Raw genomic sequence first — 23,802 nt, 5'->3', positions numbered from 1 at the left:
CGAGCATGCTGAAAGTGGGTCAAGCCTGCTTCCAGCAGACTTGACCACGAACATAGGATCTCGACTCTACGAAAGGCGAAGAGCAGTCGAGCAAGCTCGACTCTACGAAAGGCGAAGAGCAGTCGAGCAAGCTCGACTCTACAAAAGCGAAGCGCAGCCAAGCATGGCTTGGCTCTACAACTCGGCGGTGCTTCCGCGCAGTCCGCTGAACACCGATTCGGCGGCAAAGCCCACGCCGCCCAGCAGCACGCCGAAGTACACCATCGTGGCCACCACGAAGGCATAGCCGGCCGCCACCGCAGCGCCATCGCGCTGGATGAAACCGATGGCAAAAGACATCAGCGCCAGCGCGGGCAGCGTATTGCTGAAGGGAATCGGCCCGGCCGGGGCCATCAGCAGCAGCGTGGCCACCACCAGCGCCAGGTTGTTCACGCGCATCATCTTCTTCGAGCGCACCATCACCGCCAGCCGCATCGGCTGCGACAGACGCTCCATGCGGTGCACCCACTTCAGTGCCCGGCCCAGATTGGCGCGCAGCTTGTCGGTGGCCACCTCGCGCTCGGCCAGGCGCTGCGGCACCCACAGCGGCCGGTCGCGCACGCGGCTCAGGCCAATCAACAGAATGGACGCACCAAACACCGTGCTCAGGCCGGGAATGGACACCGGGATCAGGAAAATGGCCGACAGCAGGATCACGATCAACATCAGCCCCTCATCGCCCAGCGCCCGCAGCAGGGTGCCCACGCGGATGTGCTGGCCGGGCAGGCCGTCAATCAGGTCTTCAATCTGCTGTGCCAGCGGGGCGGTGTCGGTGGCCTCGGGGGCGCGGTAGGTCATGCGTCTGGATCTCCAGGGTAGGGCGGTCAGGGGGCCGTCCTGCGGTGGGGCGCACAGGCTTGCCGAGTATGGCCGCCAACGGCGGCGCGCGGCTGAACCGCACATGAGAACGGCAGCCGCCGTCGGCCTGGCCTAAAATGGAGGGCCCCGCGCTGGAAATGAAACTGATGGACATGGGCCGCAGGCAATCGACCATCCAACTGGTCGCCATCGATATGGATGGCACCCTGCTGGACCCGGCGCACAAGCTGACCGCGCGCGCCAAGCAGGCCATTGCGCAGGCGCGCGCGCTGGGCGTGCATATCGTGCTGACCAGCGGCCGTCCGGTGTCCGGGCTGGCGCCGTTCCTGCAGGAACTGGGCATCACCGGCAATGACGATTACTGCATTGCATGCAACGGTGGCCTGGTGCAGCGCATCGGCACGCGCGAAACAGTGGTGGAATTCCCGCTCAGCTTCGATGACTTCGTGTACTGCGAACAGGTTTCGCGGCAGCTGGGCGTGCACTTCCAGGCACTGGACGGCCAGCGCCTGTACACCACCAACCAGGACATCAGCCGCTACACCGTCATCGACTCGCACCTGTCCCACGTGCCGCTGTCGTACCGCCGCGTGCAGGACATGGACCCCTCGATGTCCTTCATCAAACTGATGATGATCGACGAACCCGACGTGCTGGATGCAGCCATCACCCGCCTGCCGGCCGAACTGACCGAGCGCTTCGCCGTGCTGAAGAGCGCACCGTTCTTCCTGGAAGTGTTCGACCACCGCGCCGGCAAGGGGCCCAGTCTGCAGCGCCTGGCCGAACACTTGGGTATCGACCGCGCCAACGTAATGGCTATTGGCGATCAGGAAAACGACCTGACCATGCTGCAGTTCGCCGGCACCAGCGTGGCCATGGGCAACGCCATCGACGCAGTGAAGGCGGTGGCGCGTTTTGAAACCACACCGAACACGGACGAAGGCGTGGCCCGCGCGATCGAGCGCTTCGTGCTGCAGTAACCACGCGCCCCGGCTCTGGTAGGTGCCAACCTTGGTTGGCACATGGCCCGGGGTCAGATCCCTTCCGCAGGAAGGGCTCTGACCCCACGGGCAATGTTCCCGGTACCTAAAAGCATGCCAACCAAGGTTGGCATCCACCAGATCGCGGGGCCGGCAGTAGATCCACGCCATGCGTGGATGCTCTTCGCAACCGGGGTCAGAGCCCTTTGCTCCGCAAAGGGATCCGACCCCTCACGCGTCGCCCCCAACCACGCGGCTATCCCCGCGTATATCGCCGCTGTACTACGGCGCGATGGCAAACGCGGGCCGCCGATGCAAGAATTTCGCACGTCGAAATCACGCCCTCGAACCCGGCCGCAGATGATCGTCCTTCTCTGCAGCTGACAGGCGCGCACAGCGCCTGAACTCCCAAACGCAACCGCACCGCCAGCCAGGTCGCCGCCCGTCGCGCTGCACCGTGCTGGGCGTGCGCCTGCGCCATTTTCCCAACGCAGCTGGATTCGCCCATGAACACGCCACCCACGCAGCGCCTTGCGCTGGCCATCGCTCTGTCCATTGCTTCGTCGGCCCATGCCATCGAAGCCCACGACACCACCCACGACACCCCGGTCACCCTCAATGCTCTACAGGTGATCGCCACGCCCCGCGGCGCCGCCACTGCACCCACGCAGGTGGTCGGCCCCAACCGCTACGTCATCAACGCCACCGATCTCGATGCCATGGTCACCGGAAACAATGGCCTGGCCATGCTCAAGCAGGTGCCCGGGGCCAGCTACACCGCCACCGACGGCCTGGGCCTGGATATTTCCGCCACCAGCCTGTTCGTGCGCGGCTTCCGCATGAATGAAATGGGCATCACCTTCGAAGGCGTGCCACTGAACGACAGCGGCTTCCTCTCGCTGACCGGGGCCAGTGTGGTGAACGTAGGCGTGCCCGATGGCATCGGCGCCATCACCGTCAGCCCAGGTGGTGCGCCGGTGCACGTGTTTTCCAGCAGCGCCAACGGCGGCAGCCTGGAATACCGCCTGCGCGATCTGCAGGACAGCCCCAGCCTGCGACTGAAGCAGGGCGTGGGCAGCAACCGCACCTTCGTTACCACGGTTTCCGCGCAGAGCGGGCAACTGGGCGAACACGGCCCCAAAGTACTGGTGGACCTGCAGCGTGTGTCGGCCGACAAGTACCAGGGCGCCGGCACGCAGGATTTCCTGCGCGGCAATCTGAAGGCACAGCAGGACGTGGCCTGGGGTGACGTCACCCTGTTCGTGTCAGACAGCAAGGCCAAGGTCTGGGGCTACAACAATATTTCCTTCGACATGATCCGCAAGCTGGGCTGGAAGGCCGACAGCTTCTACCCGGATTACGCCTGGGCGTACCACGTGGCCTCGCCGGAAAACGCGGAAGCATCCTGCGGCGCCTATACCTGCGGCGAACTGTCTGAACTGATTCCCTACGACACCGGCCAGATCACCCGCGACCGCATTGCGTCCATCAACCACCGTTTCCAGATCACCCCGGCACTCAGTGGCAATGTGCAGCTGTACAACGCCAACAGCCATACCCAGGCCACCCTGACCGACCCCACCGTGCCTTCGCCCAATGGCGCGCCGTTCTCCGAACAGGTGCAGACCCCGCGAGTAAACCGTCTGGGCGGCATGGCCAATCTGCAGCTTGAAGCCGGCGCGCACACGTTCACCGCCGGCATCTGGCAGGAACAGAGCAAGGCCGCGGCCCGCACAGACTGGTACCAGCAGCCGCTGCTGGGGCAGGGCGCACCGCTGAAGGCGACCGGCCCGTTCGATGTCTACGGCCCCGCGTTCCAGACCGACAACGCCTCGCGCTGGGTCACGCGCTCGCGGCAGCTCTACCTGCACGATGACATCGCGCTGCGCGACACCCTGAAGCTGGGCGTGGGATTCAAGGCCGTGGATTTCCGCACCGAAGGCGGTGGACTCAGCGATGCGGCGGACCGGCCGGTATATGGCGCGCTGCGCGCCAAGAGCAACTTCCTGCCCCATGCCTCGCTGTTCTGGAGCCCCAGCGCATCCACCGACGCGTTCATCGATCTGGCCAGCGGCATGAACGGCTACCGCGTGGCCCAGCGCGGCAACATCGGCTATACCGCCTCGGCATGGACCGTGACCGACCAGGAAGAGTTCGACCGCATTGCCGGCAGCCTGCGGCCGGAAAAGAACTGGAACCTGACCGTGGGCGCCACCCATCGCTTCGACCGGCTCACGCTCACCGGTGATGTGTTCTACAGCGATATCCGCAATCGGCTGCTGTCTGCGGCGGTCGGAACCCAGTTCGCGCAGATCAACACCGTGCGGCTGATGCCGAAGATGCACGTGATCGGGGCGGACCTGGGCATCACCGCCGATCTGGGCGATCACCTGCAGTTCTACCAGGGCGTGGCCGTGGCCCGTTCGTACTACGACAGCGATTTCGTAGTGGGCGATACCGTGTACCCCATCAAGGGCAACGCGCAGCCCGGTTACCCGCAGGTGTCGCTGGTAAGCGATCTGTCGGCGCACTTTGGTGACTGGCGCGTGGGTGCCAGCAGCACCTCGTACCTGCGCCAGCCTTTCACCTACCAGAACGATATCCGCGTGCCCACGTTCTGGCAGGTGAACACCTATGCCGCCTACACGCTGGGGCAGGGCAGCGTGCTGCCCGGTCTGGAACTGCGTTTGGATATCAGCAACCTGTTCAACCGCAACAATATCGGCACCGCCACCATCGCCGGCTCGTCGTTCTCGGGCGATTACCAGACCCTGCAGCGCAGCGCCCCCCGGCAGGTGATGTTCAGCACCGCCATCGCGTTCTGAACGGACGGGGTCAGATCCCTTCCGCAGGAAGGGCTCTGACCCCAGGCGCAATGACCCCACGCGCAATGTTCCCGGCACCGAAAAATCATGCCAACCAAGGTTGGCATCTACCAGATCGCGGGGCCGGCAGTAGATCCACGCCATGCGTGGATGCCCTTCGCAACCGGGGTCAGAGCCCTTTGCTCCGCAAAGGGACCGACCCCTCAAGCGATCGGGCGCAGCTACGCAAGGTTCCCACAATGTTGCCAGCGCATGCTGTCGCCATGGCCCAGCCCGACCCCGTGTTCCTGCCCACCCGCCCGCGCGCCCACGGACGCCCGCGTCCGGTGCCTTATGCAGCCCCGCAGGTCGATCTGCAGACCGAGTACCAGTTCTGGCAGGCCTACGAACGCCTGGTGCGGCCTTTGCCGGGCGGCGGCCTGCGCCTGGCTTGGCTGGTGTTCCAGCAGGTCTACCGCGCCCGCCAGCGCCACCCCCACGACAGCCACGCCAGCGCCCTGGGCCGCGTGCTGTTTGGCAGCAACATGACCGCCGAACGCGCCGCAGAACTGCAGGACCTATACGGCCTGGTCAGCCGCCGCCTGGCCGCCCTCGCCAGCCGGGGCGCCACCCGGGGTCAGATCCCTTTTCGCAGAAAAGGGCTCTGACCCCGAAGCCCCGACATCCACCCCAAACACACACCGCGCATCATCCGGCACCCCTCGCTGCATGCGCAGAATCCGCGCCTGCACCCACGACGGCTCGCCAGCCCCCACCACATCACCCGGCGCAATCCCCAGCCATCGTTGGAAACGCCGATGCAGCTGCGCGATATCCGGCGCCCGCCACAGCGCATCGGCGGGCATGCGGATCAGCACCAGCGGCGGGGCATTCTGCACATCCATCACCACCACGCCCTTGCAGCGCACCTGGAAAGCCGCAGCGCCACCATCCTCGGTATGGAAGTCGAACCCCTGCCGGCCCTTTGCGGTGGCCAGGCCGCGTGCATCGCCTTCCAGCAGCGAGTAATCGAAGTCCTGCAAGGTGGTGTAGGCGTGCACCTGGTCCTCGGGCGCCGCGGGCCACTGCCACCACACCGTGGCCGCCACCACGCCGCACGCGGCCACCGCCGCAAGCAGGCGCGCCCTCATTGCGGCCGCACCCGGTCCTGGATGAAGCTGTTCAACGCCAGCGCTGCCATCGCCAGACCTTCCATCACGCGGTCGCCCACGTATTGGTCAGGATCTCCGTTCTGGCGTGCGCGCTCGGCGGCCAACAGCAGTTGCTGCACCACGCGTTGCCCGGCCAAGGCGCAGTCGGCGTCGCACAGGGCGATCTGCCGGCTGCGCAGCGGGTGGCGCTCCGGCCATGGCTGGCCGTCAGCGGCAACGCCGCCGTCCACGCTGCGCAGGATGGCCAGCAGGCTGGTGGGGTCCGGGGCGGGTTCGGCCGCTTCCTGGATGGGGCGCGGGGGAGGGCAGTGCGGTGTGGTCATGGCAGGCTCCGTGCAAGCAGGCAGAAGCCGCCACCGATAAAGGTGGCGGACGATGCGTGGCTCGAAAACCGGCGTGTGATGATCCCCGGCGGGCACGAAGCCCCCACGCACCGCCCGCCATAGTCGGCAGACGGATTACCAGCCGGCACCGCGCGAAGCAGTGCCGGCTGGTAAGCGTAAACATCATCACAACGGCGGGTTTTCGAGGCCCGGCCACCAAGGAGCGGTGGCGTAACCACGATTACCTGCCGTCATGTGGAATGCCAAGGGCTGCGGGCCAAACCCGCCAATGCCAGAGACGTTTTCAGAATTGTTGCATAGTGCGATTGCACGGTGAGGCGTTTGGGGCGCAAGGCTTTCAGCGGTTCATCGGGAAACTGGAGCGCTTCACGATTTGAACGTTCTTGCTGTGGCATTCGCGACATTGTCTCGCAAGCGCCTAACGACCTAGGCGCTGCCTCGCAATGATCGGTCTGTCGACGACACCAACTTTCAGCAGTGTTGCCGGGGAGGCACGAAGTGCGAGCCAAGTCACAGCGGGTAGTTGAACCCGCAGACATCATCTGGGGCATGCAAATGCCGTGCTAGATTCGGGAGACGTTGGACTTGTGCCCGACGCACTTTCATGGGTACATGGCTCGAGAAGTGCTCTGTTAATCAACGGGCGGAACTATGAATCACATCTGGACCACAGCGGGTCGCTGCTACTTCGTGGCTTCATCGGTCGTGGCATTGGCAGCCTGCTCAACCGGCATGACTCCGGCCTCAACGGATCATCCGAATCAATGGCAATCTGTCGAATCAAGGAGTGAATTGGGAATGGATCGATTCAAGCACGACATCGAGCGGTTGTCTGCCACACGCCTTGACGATTTCGAGGCGTTGGGCAAGCAGCTTCAAACGAAGCTGGGAGATGTGAGGCGTGAGGGTCTAAGGGATGAGCGAACAGCAGAGCGTGGAGCGCTGGGCGCGCTCGAAATCCGGAACATCTCACTGCGAAGCGCAACTGATGAACCTAGCCATGCGAACCTCACGTTCGACGTCGCGCTGCCGAGCATTGTCCTGGATGGCGCCCTGTGGGATGGCTTCACAATGTATCCGGCCCGCCCTGATGCGCCCGATTCGCGACCCTACTGGTCAGCAAATGTGAGTGGTGCGAAGGTAGTTCTTGGTCTCGCGTCCGACCATAAGACGGTGACCTATGTGTCGGTCAGCAGGCGCTGAACCACTTTCTTCCATGGCGAAGGAATCGCAGCATGAATCGTAGTGAAGAATTTGGACTGCCGCAGCAGCAGGAAGACGGTCGCCCTGAAACCGCATCCCGCCCGGCATCTCCTCTCGCTGATCCCTCGTTGGTGTCGCTACTGGCCAAATCAGCGACCCTTAGAGAAGGTCTCGCGCAGGTCGAACGCGACGGTTTGGAAGTCGTTTGGGGACGTTCCGGTGGCGGTACCTACCTGGTGCCTGGTGAGAAGATTGTCATTGATGAGGATGCAATCGGACAGGGCAACAGAATTGCCCGCTCTCTTTCTCATGAAGTCGGACACCATGGCTTTTCCGAGCATCTCGATCCAACTTCCAAGCAGGCCTACGTGAATACCCTGTTGCGGGGCGAGGCTGCTGCAACTCTCAGCAATGTGCAAGTTCAGCAGGAGATTGTCGCAGCCGGCGGCGCCGACATTGGCGTGTCAGGCACCGGAGATAGGCCTCGGCAATACGGGGCCATCGCCGCAGAGCTGCAGGCTGGGCGGATCAGTCGTAACGAGGCGCTTGATCAGATCGCTCAGGTGTTCAAGACCGAGGTGCCATCCGTGGGCCCTCATGCGAACTATGAGCTTTACTACGGTGCGCACTATGATCAACACGTGGCGCCAAGGCAGCGTCGCAGACCGGAGCCGGACCCGGACATCGGACGTGGTGAAGTCGCGGAAGGAGCTGGCACTGTCACCGAGGGAATCGGTTCACGCCAACAGGGAATTGCTTCTGTGAAGGAACTTGGGTCCGCGGATAGAGCTCTGTATCTGCAGATCAAAGAGGGTGTGGAACGCCTGGATGCAGAACATGGAAAACCATGGGACGAGTCGAGTCAGCGAATGTCAGCGAGTCTTCTAGTGCTCGCTAAGGAAGAGGGTCTTTCTCGGGTTGACCATGTCGCGCTGAGCAACCCAACAGAAAGCATGGCGCGCGGTGAGCGGGTGTTCGTAGTGGAAGGCACAATGAATGATCCCTCCCATCGTCGCGCCGGAATGAGTACGTTGGATGCGCTTCGCGCACCTGAAGCTGAGTCGCTTCTTCGGGTTGATGGGTTAAGTCAATCTCAATCTACGCGAATCGAACAACAGCCGGAGCGACAGGTTCAGGGGCAAGACGGGCCATCGCTCTCTCGATAGTTCCTACCTAGGGTCCAACTCGTCCGTCAAGCAAGCGCTGCAATGCAGTTTGGAGACGCTCCCGAACCAGGCCGCAGCTGATTCAGACCCAATGACCGAACTCACATTCCGCGTGCTCGTCCTGCTGACTCTGGTTGCCACAGTGGGCGGCATCGTGTTTGATGAAATTGGTGCCAGAACGCTACCGAAGCTGTTGCAGGAAGAACGGCTTAGAATCAAGAATCGAGTGGTTGCGTACAGCAAGGCGCATCCCATGTGTGGGCTCCTGCGTATCCTGTTGGTCACTGGCTATTTGGCCTCTCTCATCGCAATTGCATTCTTTGTGCCGTTCGCCCCTTGGTTGTTTCTGGCATTCACGGTGGGATGGAGCGCACTCACGGTGATTGATTCGCCCCATGTCATCTCGCGCCCGGCATCGCTGTTCTACGAGGCATCGCTGGTTCTGAACGGCGTCATTCTGGCGCTTTGCTTCTTCTCGTCCCTGTCGAGCAGATTCAGCTCGGGCTTTACTGGCTGAAGGCAGGAACATCGTGCAGCGCAATGCTGTCCCGTTACAGATCAATGACGCAGCAGCCTCGCTTGCCGGTCCAACCGCAGCGTCATAGGATCATCGTTCTCGTGTACATGGATGGTGCCGATGCCACGCATGGTTGTTCTGCTTCTGGCAGTGATCTTCAGTGCTCCCGCGCAGGGCGAAACCGTGTGGAAGGGGACCAGCGCACAGTCGCTGGTCGACGGCGCCGGCGACGTCCTGGATAAGGACGGCGCTGCGATTGAGCTGTCTGCCGAATCCACCGGCGAGGCGAGTTTCGTTGGTGCGATCACATCCCTGGATGCCAGTTCGTTCAAAGGAAGGAACGTGCGGCTTGCCGGGCGGCTGCGCGTGGATGACGGGACTGGCGCCGGCGCGCTCTGGCTTCGTGCTGATGGCCCGAAGGGACGGCTCGCCTTTGCCAGCTCCGGCGGCGTGCCTGTGCGTGCCGGTGAGGGGCCAGGTGACCGCGACCTGCTGCTGTATGTTCCGGAAGCCAGCACCAGCATCAAGTTCGGGGTCACCTTGGGCAGTGCAGGCGCCCTGCACGCCGAACAGCTCACGCTCACGTCGGCGGCGGTGGAAGCGACTGGCGTATCCGCCTACGCCATGCTGGCGCATGCGCTGCCCCTCATTCGCGCGAAGGCGTTGAACACAGGCAACGTGAACTGGCCTGCCGAAGAAGCGGCGCTACTCACGGACGATCAGAAGAAGCTTCCCGCGCAGGAGGCATATGCGGGGTTGCGTAGGGCGCTGGACGCGCTTGCTGACCGCCACAGCCTGCTTCAAACACCGAAGGATGCCTCGACGCATCGCGCGCAGGCCGTTCGCAGCCGACCGATGGAGTCCCGATCCATTGCGGACATCGGATACATACTGGTGCCGGGGTTGCGCGGTATAGGCAAGGACGACAGGGGCGCGTTCACTGCGGAGCTCTGCAACCGTATCGCCACCTTGGCACCGACCTCAACCAAGGGCTGGATCGTTGATCTCCGCCAGGACAACGGTGGCAATATGTGGCCCATGCTCAATGGGCTGCACTCCCTGCTGGGCGATCGCGATGCAGGCGGCTTCCGCGATCGGCAGGGAAAGACCAGGAAATGGCGCTCACGCGCCAGCCCGGAGTGCCAAGCTGATCTGTCCAACAGCCGCGTAGCCGTGCTGGTGGGGCCGAGGACGGCCAGTTCCGGTGAGGCCGTGGCCGTTGCATTCAGGGCGCGACCCGGAACCCGGTTCTTTGGACAGCCAACTGCAGGACTTGCGACGGCCAACAGCACCTTCCCGCTTCCCGATGGCGGGGCGCTGTTGCTGACGACAGCGGCAATGGCTGACCGGGAGGGTACTGAGTACCCGAAGGGGATCGTGCCGGAAAGCATTGTGAGCGGGGATCAGGATGCCATCGAGATGGGCGCGGACTGGCTCCGTTCGGCGCCGTAGGTCTGGTGCTGCTTCGTAATTTGACGTCCGCTTCTGGCCGGAAGCGGCCATCGGGCTGGAATATGGGTTGGGGAGGACTATCGGGGTAACGGAATGGCACCTTTTGACCTCGATGCGATGATTTTCGCGACGGGCGAGCCTGACGTCAGGTTCGGCGATGCATCGGCTTGTTAGCCAGACTTCGCGGCCCTAGTATCGAGCCATATCATGGCGAAAGCCCGGCATAGGAGGATATGTGGACACGTCCTACAGCTCGGCCGCTGGGTACGACTATTGGGTAGCTGCGCACCGGGGAGCGTCAGGGAATGAGTGAAAGCAGCAAATGGCGCCGATATTGTGTCGGAAAAGCATGCCTGTGGGGCGGATTTCTGCTGTTCATACCAGCCGTGGTTCTGACGACATACGCATTCAAAGCCATCGGAATCTCCGGCGATCCTGCGCCATGGGCGGCATTCGCCTGGATGGTAGGTGGGGTGGTCAATGGGGTGTGGCTGGCAAGGTTTCTATGCCCCCGGTGCAGTAAGCGCTTTTTCATCTACGGCCCTTTTCGCATTGGAAACCTTTGGGCTGTCAAATGTTGCCACTGTGGCTGCGGGCCCGGTTTTCGTGCGGCTTGATAGTTCAGTCAAACCTGACACGCTTTGCGGCGCCGCTTGATTCAGGCGTCAGGCAGCTGATCAGGTCTATCGCTCGTCAGTGTTCACGAGGAGGAAATACGTGGAATCCGAAGCCACCGGTACCTATACAGTCGTCATCGCTCCTAGCAAGGAGAGGCTTCTGAGTGAGGTAAACAGCTTGATTGACGCCGGCTGGACGCCTCAAGGGGGACTGAGCATCGAGTACCCAGCCAATGCTGCACTGCCTATGTACGGCCAGGCGCTGGTAAGGGGCATTACGAGCGGCGCAGGTTGAGCATGGCTCCCACCAACCACTCTGTAAGCAAATACACGATTGAGCTCGCTCCCAGCAACGATGCCTTGGTGCAGAAGGTCAATGAACGCCTTGCCGCAGGATGGGAGTTACAAGGGCCTATTTCCATCAAATATCCAAAGATTGCTCTGTTTCCCATATACGGGCAGGCACTCGTCTGGAGAAAGGATTCAGCTCATCCCGCGCTTGCGGCAGGTAGCTCTGGTTGCCTCGGAGTCTTCCTACTGTGCACAGTCCTTCCCCCAGCAGCCATCCTTGCCGCTCACTTGCTTCAAGCAGTGCTCGTGAGCTAGCTGGCAGCGGCATGACAAGTCATTCAAGCCGACGCTGTTACTGCAACGCGGACTGACTCAGTCGTTGAACGTCCGCTTCTGGCCGATAGCGGACATGCGAGCGCGGTCCATCTTTACGCCGGATCAAGCAACCCGGCGTTGGATTGCTTAGACGTAGCGGTCGAGCACGTCTTCCGGATCGTGGTCTTGTTAAATCAACAAGTTAGCCTGCATGGTCGCGCGGCTGGAGGGGGTGCAGTCGACGCGCGGCTGAGCTAATATTGTGACCTATCGCACGGATTGCACCTTTGGGAGAGACACATGGCAAGTGCTGTAGAGCCCCGATGGCATGGCGATAGCTACCAATCTCGTTTTTTCTGGACCCATGCCGCGTTGCTGCTGGATCCCCATCAACCCCATGTAGTTGAGGTTACTTTCGAGGCCGATGGCCCCAAGGCCTTTGACGATGTTGTCGTCCGGTACAACCCTGGCCGTTCAAGGCGCTCCGGTCCGGGATACGTCACCGCCGACTATCATCAGATTAAGTGGCATACCAACAAGGCCGGCCGGTTCGGGTTTTCCGACTTGATCAACCCCAAGTTTATTAATGCCACTGCGCATTCCATCTTAGAGCGGTTGCGAGATGCCCAAAAGATGGCCGGCGAAGGTGCGGCGTTTCACTTGGTAACCACTGATCGCATCGCCGATGGAGATCCCTTGGGCAAATTGGTGGGCGGCCAAGACAGCTCGTTGCGGCTTCAGGCGCTCAAGGAAGGAAAGACCGACAACAGCGAAATGGGAAGGGTGCGCAAGTGCTGGCGTGAGCATCTGGGCTTGGCCAGCGACGATGAGCTCTATGCCATTTTGGATCGGTTTTACATCCATGATGGTCAGCCTGACTTGGAAAAAATGCGTCATCAAGTAAGCACACAGTTCCGTCTGGTGGGCTTGGCCGGTCACGAGAACGAAACGGTATTTCTCTACGATGATGCCGCCAAACAGCTGGTGAGCAAAAAAATCAACTGCTTCGACCGGGCTGGTTTCCACCAGTGGTGCACCAACGAGAAGTGGTATCTGGGTTCCAAACCGAAGCCTCGCCGAAGTGTGGCCATTGCAACCTATGACCCACGGTCGACCCCGATGCACATGGCCGACGCGGAGCCGGACAACACCCTGAACTTGATTGACCGGTTTTCGGGTCGATGGCTAAAAGATGGACACAGCTGGGAGGAGGTGCGGGGGCAGGTGAGCGCATTCCTCAAGACCAAGCTGGCGCAGACCCCGTCCATGCGCTTGTTTCTGGAGACGCATTCGTCCATCGCCTATCTGGCAGGAGCGGCGCTACGTTTCAAGGAAGGCGCCGATGTTGAGATTGTTCAGCGCGGTGACAGGAACCCCGGGATCGTGTGGGATGCGCAAGACGGTACCGCAGGGCCGGAGCCGCTAGTAGACGTGCAGATCCTGGGGGAGGGTGGCGACATCGCAGTCGCTGTTGGTCTGAGTCAGGATGTGAGCCAGAAAGTTGGAGAATTCGTCGCCGCTTATCTGCCACAGGTCGGCACGGTGATCGGCGTATCGCTTGTTGACGGCGCTGGCCCCATGACTATTGCCGGTGGCCAGCATGCTGCAGCTATTGCCCAGCACATTGCCGGGCTAGTGAAAGATGCCCGCAAGCCGGGCAACACGACGCACCTTTTCCTAGCCACCCCCAACGCTTTTGCCTTCCTTCTGGGACAACACATCGACGCGATCGGCCGCTGCATCCCGTATGAGTACGACATGGCTGGCCAGATAGACGGGAGCTACCACTCAACTTTCGCCATTTAAGGGTATCGGCATGGAACTTCGTCCCCAGTTTTCTGAATTTTTGCAGGACATCCGCCCCAGCGAAAGAAATCGCGAGGAATGGAAGCGTGGCTCGAACACGCTGCGCACCCGCCTGATGGCTGACGCGGAATTGTCGCCGATCATTACGGCTACCTTCCTGCAGGGTAGCGTGCGCCGGTCCACTGCCGTACGCCCGACCGGTGGCAAACGCTCGGATGTGGATGTGGTCATTGTTACGACCATTGACTACGGCCGGGAAACGCCCTTGGTGGCGATGAAGCGATTTGAACCATTTTTGGAGCGACACTATCACGGGAAGTGGGCCCAGCAGGATCGTTCGTTCGGTATCGAAATGTCCTACGTCGACCTGGACCTAGTGGTGACTGCGCTGCCGGTAGAGCATACCGCTCGCGCCGCATTGGAGTCGTTGTATCGAAGCCAGGCAGTGCAGCTGGATGAGTCCTTGGAAGAGCGCAGCGACTGGGTGCTCAACAAAGGGTGGGATCCTCAGCGTGCCAACGGCGGGTTGATGAATCTTGCTGAAGAAGCCTCTACCTGGCGCGATGAACCGCTGATGCTGCCTGACCGTCCGGTGCAGAAATGGGGCCCCACCCATCCGCTGGCGCAGATCCAGTGGGCGGCAGTTAAGAACCGCAACTGCAATGGTCATTTCATCAACGTGGTTCGGTCAATCAAGTGGTGGCGGCACGAGCACGCCGACACGCTACCCAAGTATCCGAAGGGCTACCCGCTCGAGCATATGATCGGCGCGGTCTTGCCCAATGGCATACAGAGTGTTGCGGAAGGCGTCACCTTGGCGCTTGAAGGGATTCGTGACACCTGGGCCGGCCATGCTGAAGCGGGCGTCGTTCCGTTCCTCGCCGACCACGGTGTGCCTACCCATAACGTCTTGCAGCGCCTGGGGAGAGCGGATTTCCTCGCCTTTATGGTCAAGGTAGGTGAGGCGGCCGAGCTTGCCCGACGTGCACTTGACGAAACCGACAAGGATGCTAGCGGGGCACTGTGGCGAGAGCTGCTGGGGAATAGCTTTCCCCTTCCTGGCCCCGGTGGCGGTGATCGTGGACGCGGGTTCGCCGCGCCGGCCGCCCCTGCCGTGCCTCGGCAGTCTGGGCGGTTTGCCTGACCCATGCTCACCCGCTTCGATCTGGACACAGCTGTTGCCGGCTTTCCCTACGATGCCCGCCTTCAAGTACTAGGACCATGGCAACAATGGTCTGAGGATGAGTGGTCACTTCCCCTGGAGGCGCAGCTCTGCTGCGCTCCAACCCAAAATCTACCGGAGTGGACCCGGTGGCACTTGGTGGTGTCTGGATCGGCGATTGATCCAGCCATTGGAATTTTCCCCGACGTTAACGGCGGCATTCGGGTTACTTTTCCTCACCAGGACCTCAACGTAGAGCTAGCCGAAGGCCGGCCTTGGCGGCTGGGTAAGCCGTGTCTGGTTAGGCCCGCCTCCGTGTTTCAGCGAGCTGGATGGGCAGGGGAGCCTGAAGAGCTGCCGCAGCGGGTGAGTTGGCATGTCGGTCGGTTGCTGGAGTGGATCCAAGCGGCCGGGCAGGACACCTTGATGATTGAAGGGGATGCGCTGGAGCTGCCCACGCAGTTCGTCACGCCGCCGAGAACGATGCTGGGGTTTTCTGAGTCCCTCCACGAAATGGGGTGGATTGATGGCCTTTCGCACCCCTGGGGCTTTGCCACGGTCACGCCGGTCCAGGGGGCGTTCGATACCGCCGTTGTCAGCCGCTTCATGGACAAGCGCATGCGCTCGCTGCGGGAGATCTGTTGGTCCGAGGCGATTCCCCGTCGCGATCTGGTGCCGGACGCGGTCTGGATCGCATTGCCCTCCCTGATCGTGGTAAAGCCTTGGCAAGCTCCCACAACGTGGGATCAGCTCACCGAGCTGTGCGCGCACGCCGGGCTTGATCTTCCTTCCATTCTTGCCGAGGCCGGCGCGGTGCTTCGGCGTACGCAACGCCCCAATCGCCCCTTGCCGGTCACTCTGCTACTCGGTTTTCCGTTAGCCGAACTCGTAGGTGGGCCGCTGCAGCGTCTACACTGGTTGGCAGTGCGAAACATGCAGTTGTGCGGCAGGAACGAGGTCCGAAATGGTTTCCGAGCGACCTTGGCTACCCGAGGAAAATGGGATCGAGAAGCGGCGCGCGCAGATCGGCCACTGAATTGGCGACGCACCGCAAACTGGGCGCCGGACCAGCTACGCAAGCGTGGCCAGGCCGAGCAGGAAGTTCGCGAAAAATCTATCCTCGTTCTGGGGGTGGGAACCCTTGGCGCGGCGGTTGCCGAAAATTTGCTCCGAATGGGGATGAGTCGGATGGCGCTGCTGGATGAGGATACCTTGACGGTCGGCAACCTCAGCCGCCACCTGCTGACACTCTCCGATGTAGGGCAGTCCAAAGCCGAGCGCATGGCAAAGCGCCTCAATGCAGCCATGCCAGATGCGCGCGTGAAGGCGATGAACTTTTCGTTTCCACCGCTCAACGCTGCAGACGCCAGAGAACTGTCCAGCTGGGACGTCGTCGTGGATTGCACCGCATCCGATGCCGTACTTAAGGCGATGGAGGCTTTTGACTGGGGTATGGACCGGACCTTTGTAAGTCTGGCAATGACCTGGCAGGCACAAGGGCTCTTTGCCTACGCCGCTACTGGTGCCAGGTTCCCGGCAGCTGAGGCACTAGCGAAATTTTTGGCGGTAGCGCCCCCTGGAGACTTGGAGGGCTCTGGCGAAATGGAGGGCATTGGGTGCTGGCATCCGGTCTTCCCGGCCACTGCAGGCGATGTCAACCTGTGGGCGGCAGTCGGTACCAATTTTGTGAGGCGTTCCATCGTGGATCGACAAACGGTGGCGGCGCTGTACAAACAGCATGAGGATGGAAGCGTTGAACGTACCGACGCTTGAGCCGCAGGAATTCATCGCTACCGGAGACGAGGGTGCCTCGGTGTGGCTAGGGCCTGCGGCCATTCAGGGCATGATTGCGGCAGCCTCAGCGGCCGGCAAGAAGGAAACCGGCGGCATCCTCATTGGCCGCTATGGACCCATCGGATGGGTCGCTGATGTTCTGGAGGCCACGCCCCAGCCGGAGGGGTCGCTGGCAGGATGGGCATGGTTTCAACGTTCCGGCCAAGGGCTGGCCGAGCTCTTGCGTCAGCGGTGGGAGGCTGGCCTGCATTACCTGGGAGAATGGCATTACCACCCTGATGCATCGCCTTCGCCAAGCCATTCGGACCTGAGCGCCATGCAGGCGATCGCAAGAGATAGATCCTATCTCTGTCCTTCGCCACTGCTGGTGATCATCGGCGGATCGCGCGCGGGCTGGCGGATTTCGGTTACTTTGTTCCGAAACGGCGCCACCACGGCATTGGTCAACTCAGGAGGCGCATTGCCTGCGGGTTGAAGCAAACGGGTAGGTGTGCACTTGTTCAAAAAAGCGACCCAAGCTTGGTCGCCCATGAATGCGAACTTCGCCCTCACCCTTCGAAAAGTAAGTAGCCGCTTTCTTTGGAAAGTCGTGTTCCGCGGCCACGCGCTCTAGCTCGGCCTTCAAACCCCGGACATCAACGGATGTCGCGATTGCGTGCGTCTGCACTGAAAGATGGAGCGTCGACATTGGCCCTCACGTCTACACCTAGCTGCACATCGTGTTTCGGGATGCCAATGCGCGCCGCCTAACCCACCACCGTGAAGCCGCGCTTGATCACCTGCTTGATTTCCTCGGCCTTGAACTCAGCCGTGTACTGCTTGCTCGTCATAGACACATCTCTCGTTACCATTGATTATGGCTCTGAGTTGTCTACGAAATCCTGGCCGATCCATCCTGCGGCCAGAAGCGGAGTTACAACGCCTGAGTTAAGCCGTGCCGCGAAGCGGAGTCGGCTTGAATGAGTTGTTAGGCGCGTGTCTCATGTGATGGCCCTCAGTGCTGCAATCAGTTCTGGACCAACATCTTGTACAAACGCAATTTGAGCCGAGGTCACTTCTTCGCCGTGGATCGCGGGCGTGCAGACGGAATAGACCTCTCGAATAGCGCTTGCCATCGGAGACTCTAGCAGCTCGGCCTGGATGAGTGCACGAATGAGATGATGCAACGGCATCGGTCGACGCGCCTCCGCCGTGAGCTGTCGTGCCTCACTGATACGGCGAAGCTCCTTTTCTAGGTTGTAGCGAGTGGCGAACAAGAGCGCCACATCGTTAGATACAGAAATTTGAGCTGGCGGGGGCGGCTGCCGAATCCCGTGCTCTGCCAACGCATCCGAGACTGCCGACTTGATGCGTCGCTCTATTTCGGGAAGCTGTGCGTCAGCTGCGGGCGCAGGGATGTTGAAGTGTGGACTGAACGTGGCACGGACATCGACTGCGTTCCTAACCTCGCTCTTTACTTCCGTGATCTGATTTGCGACGTGTTCTTTAAGTTCGTCAATCTGCTGCTTGAGGGTGACCCCGAGTAGCGACACCTCGTTGAACAGCGGAGCTAGCAGAAGCGCGACCCAGATGACAAATACCACGATGTCTGCTGGAACCGCACGACCGAGCGCTAGCTCTGGGTAGCGATGCAACAGGAACGCCGATAGTAGGCCGACTAGTAGCAGCCACCAGATGATCTTGAACCAATTTGGTAGCTTCAAAGCCTGTTCCCCCGTTGAGCGCCTAAAAACTGAGTTAAGCCGCGCCGCGAAGCGGGTTCGGCTTGAATGAACTGTTAGCCGCGGCCGCCAATAACTGAAGCATTTGGATTGACCTCGGTGTCCCCGCTGGGCGAGCGCAACGATCCCACGATCGTCCCCAGTACCTGAAGGTATCCTCCGTCATTGACGACATGGCCACTGACCATGCCGTAGATGATGGCCTTCCCGCCTTCTTGGACCGTGAGGTTGCGACCGCAAACTCCGTAAAGGTGCAGCTCGCCACCGTCAGTTACGACAATGTTCCCCGACGCCTGTCCGTAGAGAGCGAGACCGTCCGTAAGAGTTAGATCACCATCGATTTTCTTCTTCTCGGCACGCATATGGTCTCCCTAAGCGACAAACTATTGATTAGATGGTGATCGGACGGATCCGCAGATCCGACTATTCGCCTTACCCACAGACCATAAGATGATGTCGCGTACCGTTGACGCGGCTCGATTTTAGGGTGAGCGGCTCCGGCTAACAAGCTGACGCGTAACCGGACCGAGTGGTGGGCTCAGAGGCCGATCCAGCCATCAGCCAACAGGCGTGCAAATGTCTGCTTTTGGCCGATAGCGGCCATGCCCCTCTCAAGCAGTAGATGAGCCCATATGCGCGAACACCTCCTCACCCTCACCGGGTCGCAAGCACCACACTTCTGCACCCAACTCTGGCTCGAACTCACGATCGCCGGCAGAAGCATCTGGTCCGATCCAGACCTCCCACCCGCAACCCAACTCAATTGCCTGAAGTGGTTGAACGAAATCCAGCACCGCGCCTGGAACGCCCACTCCCAGCCCTCAGCCCAACGTCTATCCGTCCTCCTTGATCAGATCACAGCGGCCTGCAAGCAAGCTCCAGAACTAGCCCCATCGGTCAACTTCGCCCTTCAACAAGCAACAAAAGCCGCCCAATCCCAAACCACCAACCCATAACCCCCATCAACCCACCGAAGCCGACGGCGCACACCCCATAATCCGCCGGTACGCCGCCGAAAACTTGCTCGCGTTCGCATACCCCACCGACTGCGCCACTCGCATCACACTCACCCCGCGCTCAAGCTCACCCCGCGCCCAATGCATGCGCCGGTGCACCAGGAATTGGTACGGCGACATCCCCGCCGCCGCCTGCAGCCCACGGCTCAACCGCGTGTCATCTACCCCAATCGCATCGGCCATCATCGGCACGGTCAGGCGCACGTCGCGCGCCGCATCGATGTAGTCGGTCAAGCGCTTCATCTGCACTGCCGACAACACACGCGCCCCCGCAGAAAGCGCGGCGGGCCGCTGCGCCATCTGCACCAGCCGATCCAGCACAGCGTTGCCGCAGGCGTGCAGCAGTTCATCCGACAGCACGCCCGAACGCGATGCCGCCCATAGCGCATGCAGCAGCGCGCTCACCGTGGCGTCGCGGTGCAGCGCGCCGGCCAGCGGCGCCAGGGTCGGCAGGCTGACTGCCGTTGCGCCCAGTGCGGGCCAATCGATTGCCAGCCCCAGCACTTCCACCTCCGGGCTGCTGTAGGTGCCGGTCTGCCCGGGCAGCACCACGTTGAACTGGCCGATGTGCCAGTGCGCGTCCAGCGCGGCACGCCGTGGGCAGATCTGCTGCAGCCGGCCGCCGCCCTTGATCACCAGCGCCAGCCGCAGCTGGGTGGGGTGGCCCATCGCCCCGGCGCTGGCGGGGAAGTGGTGATGGATGAAGGCCAGGTTGCCTGCACCGTTCGACCCGAGCACCGGCGTGGTGGCCGCCAGTTGCTGGGCCACCGTCACCTTGCTGCCGGAAATGGAGCGGTGCGCAGGCATACGGAGTAGCGCCGTTATGGAATTGTTACATCATAACATTGATGGCCCCTGCGGCCGCTGTCTCCGTTCAAGAGGTTCCCGTGCGTTCCCCCACTCCCTTGGCCGCTGCGATCGCGGCCCTTCTGCTTGCCCCATCGTTGCCCGCGCTCGCCCAGGATGCCGTCAGCCCCACCACGCTGGACGGGGTGCGGGTAACCGGCTCCAAGCGCGATACCCCGTACCTGAAGAGCGATCTGTGGGTCACCGTGCTCAACCGCGAGGCACTGAAAGAGGCCGGCGTGGTCGAATTCCGCGATCTGGACAAGCTGGCCCCCAACGTGAAGTTCAACGCGATGGGCCAGCTCAGTGACATGTACATCTCCATCCGCGGCATCGAATCCAACCCGTTCCTGGTCAACCGCGCGTCGGTCTACATCGATGGCATTCCGTTCAAGGAACTGAGCAACGCGGTGCTGAACCAGGTGGAATCGGTGGAGGTGCTGCGCGGCCCGCAGGGCACGCTGTACGGCGCCAACAGTGAATCGGGTCTGGTGCTGGTCAAGACCAAGGGCCCTACCGATGCCATGGAAGGCGAGGTGAACCTGCGCAGCACGTGGTTCAGCAACGGCAATGGCAACAGCCTGGACGGCTTCGTGTCCGGGCCGCTGGGCAAGCGCGGCAACCTCTCCGGTTCGGTCGCCTTCATGGCGTCGGACGAGGACAGCTTCCTGCGCAACCTCACGCCGTTCAATGGCACCGAAGGCAAGGTGCGCGAGCAGTACCTGCAGGGCAAGCTGCGCTGGCAGCCCAGCGATTTCGTTACCGTGAATGCCTTGGCCTACCACCTGCGCACGCGCGCGCCGGGCATGTTCGAGTACGAATACCTGCCGCTGGATGTGGGCCTGTACAACCGCACCTACGGCACGCGCCTCAACGGCGGGCGCCAGGCCGGTGACTTCACCTATATCAACGATGCGCCCAAGCGCACCGAGAAAGATGAGACGGTGGCCGGCCTGAGTGCGCAGTGGCAGTTGGAAGCCGGTACGTTCGATGTGGCCGCGTCCTACCACACCCACGAGGACGTTTCGGCGGGCTACGACTTCGACATGACCGAGAGCGCGGCGCTGGCCGGGCGCACCTATGACAAGCAGGACGCCTGGAATGCCGAGGCGCGCTTCAGCTCGCCGGATGACCAGGCGCTGACCTGGATGGCCGGTGTTTCCACCTACCGCACCGACAAGGATTCGATCCTGGGCACCTTCGTCGGGCCGATCACCCGCGGCTTGAACAGCTACATCCTGGCACCCCGGCAGACTGCCAAGGGCCAGGACTACAGCGTGTTCGCAACGGCCAGCTACACCTTCCCCGCCGTGCCGAAGCTGACCGCCAGCCTGGGCCTGCGCCACGAGCAGGCACGCCGTTCCACCGAACAGCGTGCCGGTTCGCTGGACCTGGCCGAAGGTGGACTGGTGCTGTACCGCGACGCCGCGCTGGAACACACCTTCCATGCCACCCTGCCGCGCGTGTCACTGCGCTACGACGCCAGCGACAACCTCTCGTTCTACGCGGCCTCGGCCAAGGGATATATCCCCGGCGGTTTCAATCTGGCCGCCGCGCAGAGCGATGTAGTGAATGACAAGGTGCTGCGCTACGAATCGGAAATGATGTGGAGCCACGAGCTGGGATTCAAGATGAACGTCGGCGGCGGCCGCGGCCATATCGGCGGCGCGCTGTTCCACATCACCTCGGACAACTGGCAGGAAATCCAGGTGGCCACCGATGCCAACGGGCGCCCGGTCTCGTCGGATTACGTGGGCTCGGATGCATCGATCCGCTCGCGCGGTGCCGAACTGGAAGGCGCCTATGAGCTGGCGCCGGGCTTCACCCTGACCGCCAACGTGGGCTATGTGGATGCGAAGTACACCAAGCTCTGGGCCACGGTAGACGAAAACCTGGCCGGCAACCGGGTGAAGCTGACGCCGCATTACACGGGTTATCTGGCGGCACGCTACCAGCACCCGTCCGGCGTCTTCGGGCGGGTGGAATCGGCGTTTACCGGTTCCAGCGCGCTGGATGAGCGCAACCGTGCCTACCAGCCGGCCGTGGCCATCATCGGGCTGCAGGTGGGCTACGAACAGGGCCCATGGACCGGCCGCCTGTTCGTGCAGAACCTGACCAACAAGCGGCGTGTGAACGGGTTGATCTTCGACAACCTGGCCTTCGGGCGCGACGGTAATTACTACGGGCCGATTGATAGCCCGCGCATTGTGGGCGCCGAAGTGAGCATGAGCTTCTAGTGTCCAGCAGAAAGGGGCGGTGCGCCGTAGAACGTGCGCCGCCCCGTCGTCCATCGAACCAACGTCTCAACGCGCTGGTGACGTGCGCCAACCGCGCGTGGCCAGCGCATCGAGCACGCCGACCAGCAGCAGCGTTGCGCCCACCAAGGGGAACAGCAGCCCGCCGATGCACAGCAGCGCGAACACGACGGCCACGCTGCGGCCCTGCCGGGGCAGGGGCGGAACACCCAAGCCACCCTGCGGCCGGCGCTTCCACCACATCACCGCGCCGCTGGCACACAGCACGAAGATGGCCACGCAGGCGGCGAGCAGGAACAGGCGGTTGGCCGTGCCGTATTCCTGCCCCAGGTGCACGTTGATGCCCCATTCCAGGCTTCTTCCAAGCAGGCCGTAGTCGGCGTAGGTCATGTCCAGCAGTACCTTGCCGCTGTACTGGTCCAGGTGCACCACGCGCTGCTGGTCCAGCGTCTCGGGATAGACCGAGGCGGTATATACGCCCATGGCTCCACGCGGCAGGCTGATGCTGTAGCCCGGTGCCAGACCCAGGCAAGCGAAGATCTGCACGGCGGCATCGATGCCGATGGTGCCGGCCTGCGGTGCCAGATCCCCCCGCATGCTTCCGCCATGTTCCTCATGGCCTTCATGACCTTCATGGTTGGACGGCGCAGCCTGCTGGGCGGGCGCACGTGCAGACAGCGGCAGTTGGGCCTGCTGCATCGACCAGGTGGGGGTGGTGGTGTCAGCCAGGCGCTGGTGCGACATCGGCACATCCACGCGCACGCCAGAGGGATAGCCGTAGTCGTGTCCATTGGCCCAGGCATTGACCTGGTTGCCCCAGACCACCGACCACGGCATGCCGGTCACCGCCAGGAACAGCAGCACCAGCCCTACCCAGACGCCGGTGACCGCATGCAGGTCGCGCCAGAACAGTCGCTGGCCCGGCCGCCCGCGCACCGTGGTCACGCCGCCCTTCTGGCCACGTGGCCACCACAGATACACGCCGGTGACCACCAGCAGGATCGCCCAGCCTGCGGCGATCTCGATCAGCGCGCTGGCGTAGCGGCCCAACAAGTCCAGGCTGTGCAGGCGCCGCACGACGCCGGAAAACGTACCTTTCTCCGGCAGGTGACCGAGCACGCGCGAGGTGCCGGGGTCCACGTAGTAGACCTGTCGCCGCCCATCCTTTTCGATCACGCCGATTTCCACACTACCGTCGGCGCGCTCCGGCGTGGTGTAGCGGAAGACATCGCCTGCAGTTGCACCCTGCACGGCGGCGATGTTCGCGCTGGGCAGCACTGCGGCTGCACCGGTGGGTTGCACTACCTTCAGACCTGCATGTACCCAGCGGTCGATGGGCTTCTGATAAAGGTAGACGGCACCGGTCAACGCCAGCCACGCGATGAAGGGCAGGACGAACAGCCCGGCGTAGAAATGCCATCGCCATACGGCGCGGTAGAAGCGCAGGGGCTCGACGACAGGCGCTGTGCTGCTGGATTGCATC

The 23,802-nt window shown here is 62.2% G+C and carries 19 protein-coding genes; 12 read left to right on the top strand and 7 right to left on the bottom strand.

The window, feature by feature from the left end; genetic code table 11:
• Positions 1-174: 174 nt before the first annotated feature.
• Complete coding sequence (locus G4G00_RS20845) at positions 175-837, bottom strand: exopolysaccharide biosynthesis protein (protein ID WP_164276279.1); 663 nt, start codon at positions 835-837, stop codon at positions 175-177.
• Between the two features lie 167 nt (positions 838-1,004).
• On the opposite strand from G4G00_RS20845, the gene yidA reads away from it, so the two are divergent.
• The 3 genes from yidA to G4G00_RS20830 all read left to right on the top strand — a co-directional run bounded on the left by yidA (position 1,005) and on the right by G4G00_RS20830 (position 5,310).
• Positions 1,005-1,838 (top strand): sugar-phosphatase, encoded by an 834-nt coding sequence (gene yidA / locus G4G00_RS20840; RefSeq protein WP_164276290.1) that lies wholly within the window; start codon positions 1,005-1,007, stop codon positions 1,836-1,838.
• A gap of 506 nt (positions 1,839-2,344) precedes the next feature.
• A complete protein-coding gene (locus G4G00_RS20835; protein WP_164276276.1) occupies positions 2,345-4,663 on the top strand; it encodes a TonB-dependent receptor in 2,319 nt (772 codons plus the stop codon).
• A 263-nt stretch (positions 4,664-4,926) separates the two neighbouring features.
• Positions 4,927-5,310 (top strand): hypothetical protein, encoded by a 384-nt coding sequence (locus G4G00_RS20830; RefSeq protein WP_343125592.1) that lies wholly within the window; start codon positions 4,927-4,929, stop codon positions 5,308-5,310.
• Here the strand turns inward: G4G00_RS20830 and G4G00_RS20825 are convergent.
• Both G4G00_RS20825 and G4G00_RS20820 read right to left on the bottom strand, forming a co-directional pair.
• Entirely contained in the window at positions 5,221-5,793 is a 573-nt protein-coding gene (locus tag G4G00_RS20825) for a cold-shock protein (protein ID WP_205515587.1), read from the bottom strand. The genes G4G00_RS20830 and G4G00_RS20825 overlap by 90 nt on opposite strands.
• On the bottom strand, positions 5,790-6,137 hold the full coding sequence (locus G4G00_RS20820; RefSeq protein WP_108754460.1) for a hypothetical protein: 348 nt from the start codon (positions 6,135-6,137) through the stop codon (positions 5,790-5,792). Before G4G00_RS20820 ends, G4G00_RS20825 begins: the two co-directional genes overlap by 4 nt.
• Before the next feature lie 819 nt (positions 6,138-6,956).
• Between G4G00_RS20820 and G4G00_RS20815 the strand changes: the two genes are divergently transcribed.
• The 8 genes from G4G00_RS20815 (at position 6,957) to G4G00_RS20770 (ending at position 16,956) form a co-directional block, all read left to right on the top strand.
• Positions 6,957-7,361 (top strand): hypothetical protein, encoded by a 405-nt coding sequence (locus G4G00_RS20815; protein WP_164276270.1) that lies wholly within the window; start codon positions 6,957-6,959, stop codon positions 7,359-7,361.
• 32 nt (positions 7,362-7,393) lie between these two features.
• Positions 7,394-8,527, top strand: coding sequence for an XVIPCD domain-containing protein (locus tag G4G00_RS20810; RefSeq protein ID WP_240336200.1), 1,134 nt, complete (start codon positions 7,394-7,396; stop codon positions 8,525-8,527).
• A gap of 91 nt (positions 8,528-8,618) precedes the next feature.
• Positions 8,619-9,044, top strand: coding sequence for a hypothetical protein (locus G4G00_RS20805; protein ID WP_164276267.1), 426 nt, complete (start codon positions 8,619-8,621; stop codon positions 9,042-9,044).
• 129 nt (positions 9,045-9,173) lie between these two features.
• Positions 9,174-10,496, top strand: coding sequence for a S41 family peptidase (locus tag G4G00_RS20800; protein ID WP_240336199.1), 1,323 nt, complete (start codon positions 9,174-9,176; stop codon positions 10,494-10,496).
• A 1,523-nt stretch (positions 10,497-12,019) separates the two neighbouring features.
• Entirely contained in the window at positions 12,020-13,525 is a 1,506-nt protein-coding gene (locus G4G00_RS20785) for an SAVED domain-containing protein (protein ID WP_164276255.1), read from the top strand.
• Positions 13,526-13,535: 10 nt separating this feature from the next.
• Entirely contained in the window at positions 13,536-14,669 is a 1,134-nt protein-coding gene (locus tag G4G00_RS20780; RefSeq protein WP_164276252.1) for a hypothetical protein, read from the top strand.
• A 444-nt stretch (positions 14,670-15,113) separates the two neighbouring features.
• The gene (locus G4G00_RS20775; protein ID WP_164276249.1) at positions 15,114-16,460 is read left to right on the top strand and encodes a ThiF family adenylyltransferase; all 1,347 of its coding nucleotides are present in this window, start codon (positions 15,114-15,116) and stop codon (positions 16,458-16,460) included.
• A complete protein-coding gene (locus tag G4G00_RS20770) occupies positions 16,432-16,956 on the top strand; it encodes a Mov34/MPN/PAD-1 family protein (RefSeq protein ID WP_164276246.1) in 525 nt (174 codons plus the stop codon). The genes G4G00_RS20775 and G4G00_RS20770 overlap by 29 nt, the downstream gene beginning before the upstream one ends.
• A gap of 505 nt (positions 16,957-17,461) precedes the next feature.
• Here the strand turns inward: G4G00_RS20770 and G4G00_RS20765 are convergent.
• The 3 genes from G4G00_RS20765 to G4G00_RS20755 all read right to left on the bottom strand — a co-directional run bounded on the left by G4G00_RS20765 (position 17,462) and on the right by G4G00_RS20755 (position 20,025).
• Entirely contained in the window at positions 17,462-18,064 is a 603-nt protein-coding gene (locus tag G4G00_RS20765; protein WP_133249360.1) for a hypothetical protein, read from the bottom strand.
• Positions 18,065-18,258: 194 nt separating this feature from the next.
• Positions 18,259-18,564 (bottom strand): hypothetical protein, encoded by a 306-nt coding sequence (locus G4G00_RS20760; RefSeq protein WP_164276243.1) that lies wholly within the window; start codon positions 18,562-18,564, stop codon positions 18,259-18,261.
• A gap of 600 nt (positions 18,565-19,164) precedes the next feature.
• On the bottom strand, positions 19,165-20,025 hold the full coding sequence (locus tag G4G00_RS20755) for a helix-turn-helix transcriptional regulator (protein ID WP_164276240.1): 861 nt from the start codon (positions 20,023-20,025) through the stop codon (positions 19,165-19,167).
• A gap of 80 nt (positions 20,026-20,105) precedes the next feature.
• Here G4G00_RS20755 and G4G00_RS20750 point away from each other — a divergent pair, with 80 nt between their 5' ends.
• Positions 20,106-22,301, top strand: a complete 2,196-nt coding sequence (locus G4G00_RS20750; RefSeq protein WP_240336198.1) for a TonB-dependent receptor — start codon at positions 20,106-20,108, stop codon at positions 22,299-22,301.
• 66 nt (positions 22,302-22,367) lie between these two features.
• Here the strand turns inward: G4G00_RS20750 and G4G00_RS20745 are convergent, their stop codons facing one another.
• On the bottom strand, positions 22,368-23,801 hold the full coding sequence (locus tag G4G00_RS20745) for a PepSY domain-containing protein (RefSeq protein ID WP_164276237.1): 1,434 nt from the start codon (positions 23,799-23,801) through the stop codon (positions 22,368-22,370).
• Position 23,802: the final 1 nt, after the last annotated feature.

Origin of the sequence: Stenotrophomonas sp. B1-1, from assembly GCF_010894375.1 — a bacterium.
Taxonomy (GTDB): domain Bacteria; phylum Pseudomonadota; class Gammaproteobacteria; order Xanthomonadales; family Xanthomonadaceae; genus Stenotrophomonas.
Note: the sequence above shows the minus strand (reverse complement) of the source record. Positions and strands in the feature narration are given on the sequence as shown.

Coding starts and splice junctions, on each gene's coding strand:
- G4G00_RS20800 (WP_240336199.1), top strand. CDS start 9,174: ATGGTTGTTCTGCTTCTGGCAGTGATCTTCAGTGCTCCCGCGCAGGGC.
- G4G00_RS20825 (WP_205515587.1), bottom strand. CDS start 5,793: ATGAGGGCGCGCCTGCTTGCGGCGGTGGCCGCGTGCGGCGTGGTGGCG.
- G4G00_RS20745 (WP_164276237.1), bottom strand. CDS start 23,801: ATGCAATCCAGCAGCACAGCGCCTGTCGTCGAGCCCCTGCGCTTCTAC.
- G4G00_RS20820 (WP_108754460.1), bottom strand. CDS start 6,137: ATGACCACACCGCACTGCCCTCCCCCGCGCCCCATCCAGGAAGCGGCC.
- G4G00_RS20770 (WP_164276246.1), top strand. CDS start 16,432: ATGGAAGCGTTGAACGTACCGACGCTTGAGCCGCAGGAATTCATCGCT.
- G4G00_RS20775 (WP_164276249.1), top strand. CDS start 15,114: ATGATTGAAGGGGATGCGCTGGAGCTGCCCACGCAGTTCGTCACGCCG.
- G4G00_RS20805 (WP_164276267.1), top strand. CDS start 8,619: ATGACCGAACTCACATTCCGCGTGCTCGTCCTGCTGACTCTGGTTGCC.
- G4G00_RS20755 (WP_164276240.1), bottom strand. CDS start 20,025: ATGCCTGCGCACCGCTCCATTTCCGGCAGCAAGGTGACGGTGGCCCAG.
- G4G00_RS20785 (WP_164276255.1), top strand. CDS start 12,020: ATGGCAAGTGCTGTAGAGCCCCGATGGCATGGCGATAGCTACCAATCT.
- G4G00_RS20815 (WP_164276270.1), top strand. CDS start 6,957: ATGGATCGATTCAAGCACGACATCGAGCGGTTGTCTGCCACACGCCTT.
- G4G00_RS20760 (WP_164276243.1), bottom strand. CDS start 18,564: ATGCGTGCCGAGAAGAAGAAAATCGATGGTGATCTAACTCTTACGGAC.
- yidA (WP_164276290.1), top strand. CDS start 1,005: ATGGACATGGGCCGCAGGCAATCGACCATCCAACTGGTCGCCATCGAT.
- G4G00_RS20830 (WP_343125592.1), top strand. CDS start 4,927: ATGGCCCAGCCCGACCCCGTGTTCCTGCCCACCCGCCCGCGCGCCCAC.
- G4G00_RS20835 (WP_164276276.1), top strand. CDS start 2,345: ATGAACACGCCACCCACGCAGCGCCTTGCGCTGGCCATCGCTCTGTCC.
- G4G00_RS20780 (WP_164276252.1), top strand. CDS start 13,536: ATGGAACTTCGTCCCCAGTTTTCTGAATTTTTGCAGGACATCCGCCCC.
- G4G00_RS20845 (WP_164276279.1), bottom strand. CDS start 837: ATGACCTACCGCGCCCCCGAGGCCACCGACACCGCCCCGCTGGCACAG.
- G4G00_RS20810 (WP_240336200.1), top strand. CDS start 7,394: ATGAATCGTAGTGAAGAATTTGGACTGCCGCAGCAGCAGGAAGACGGT.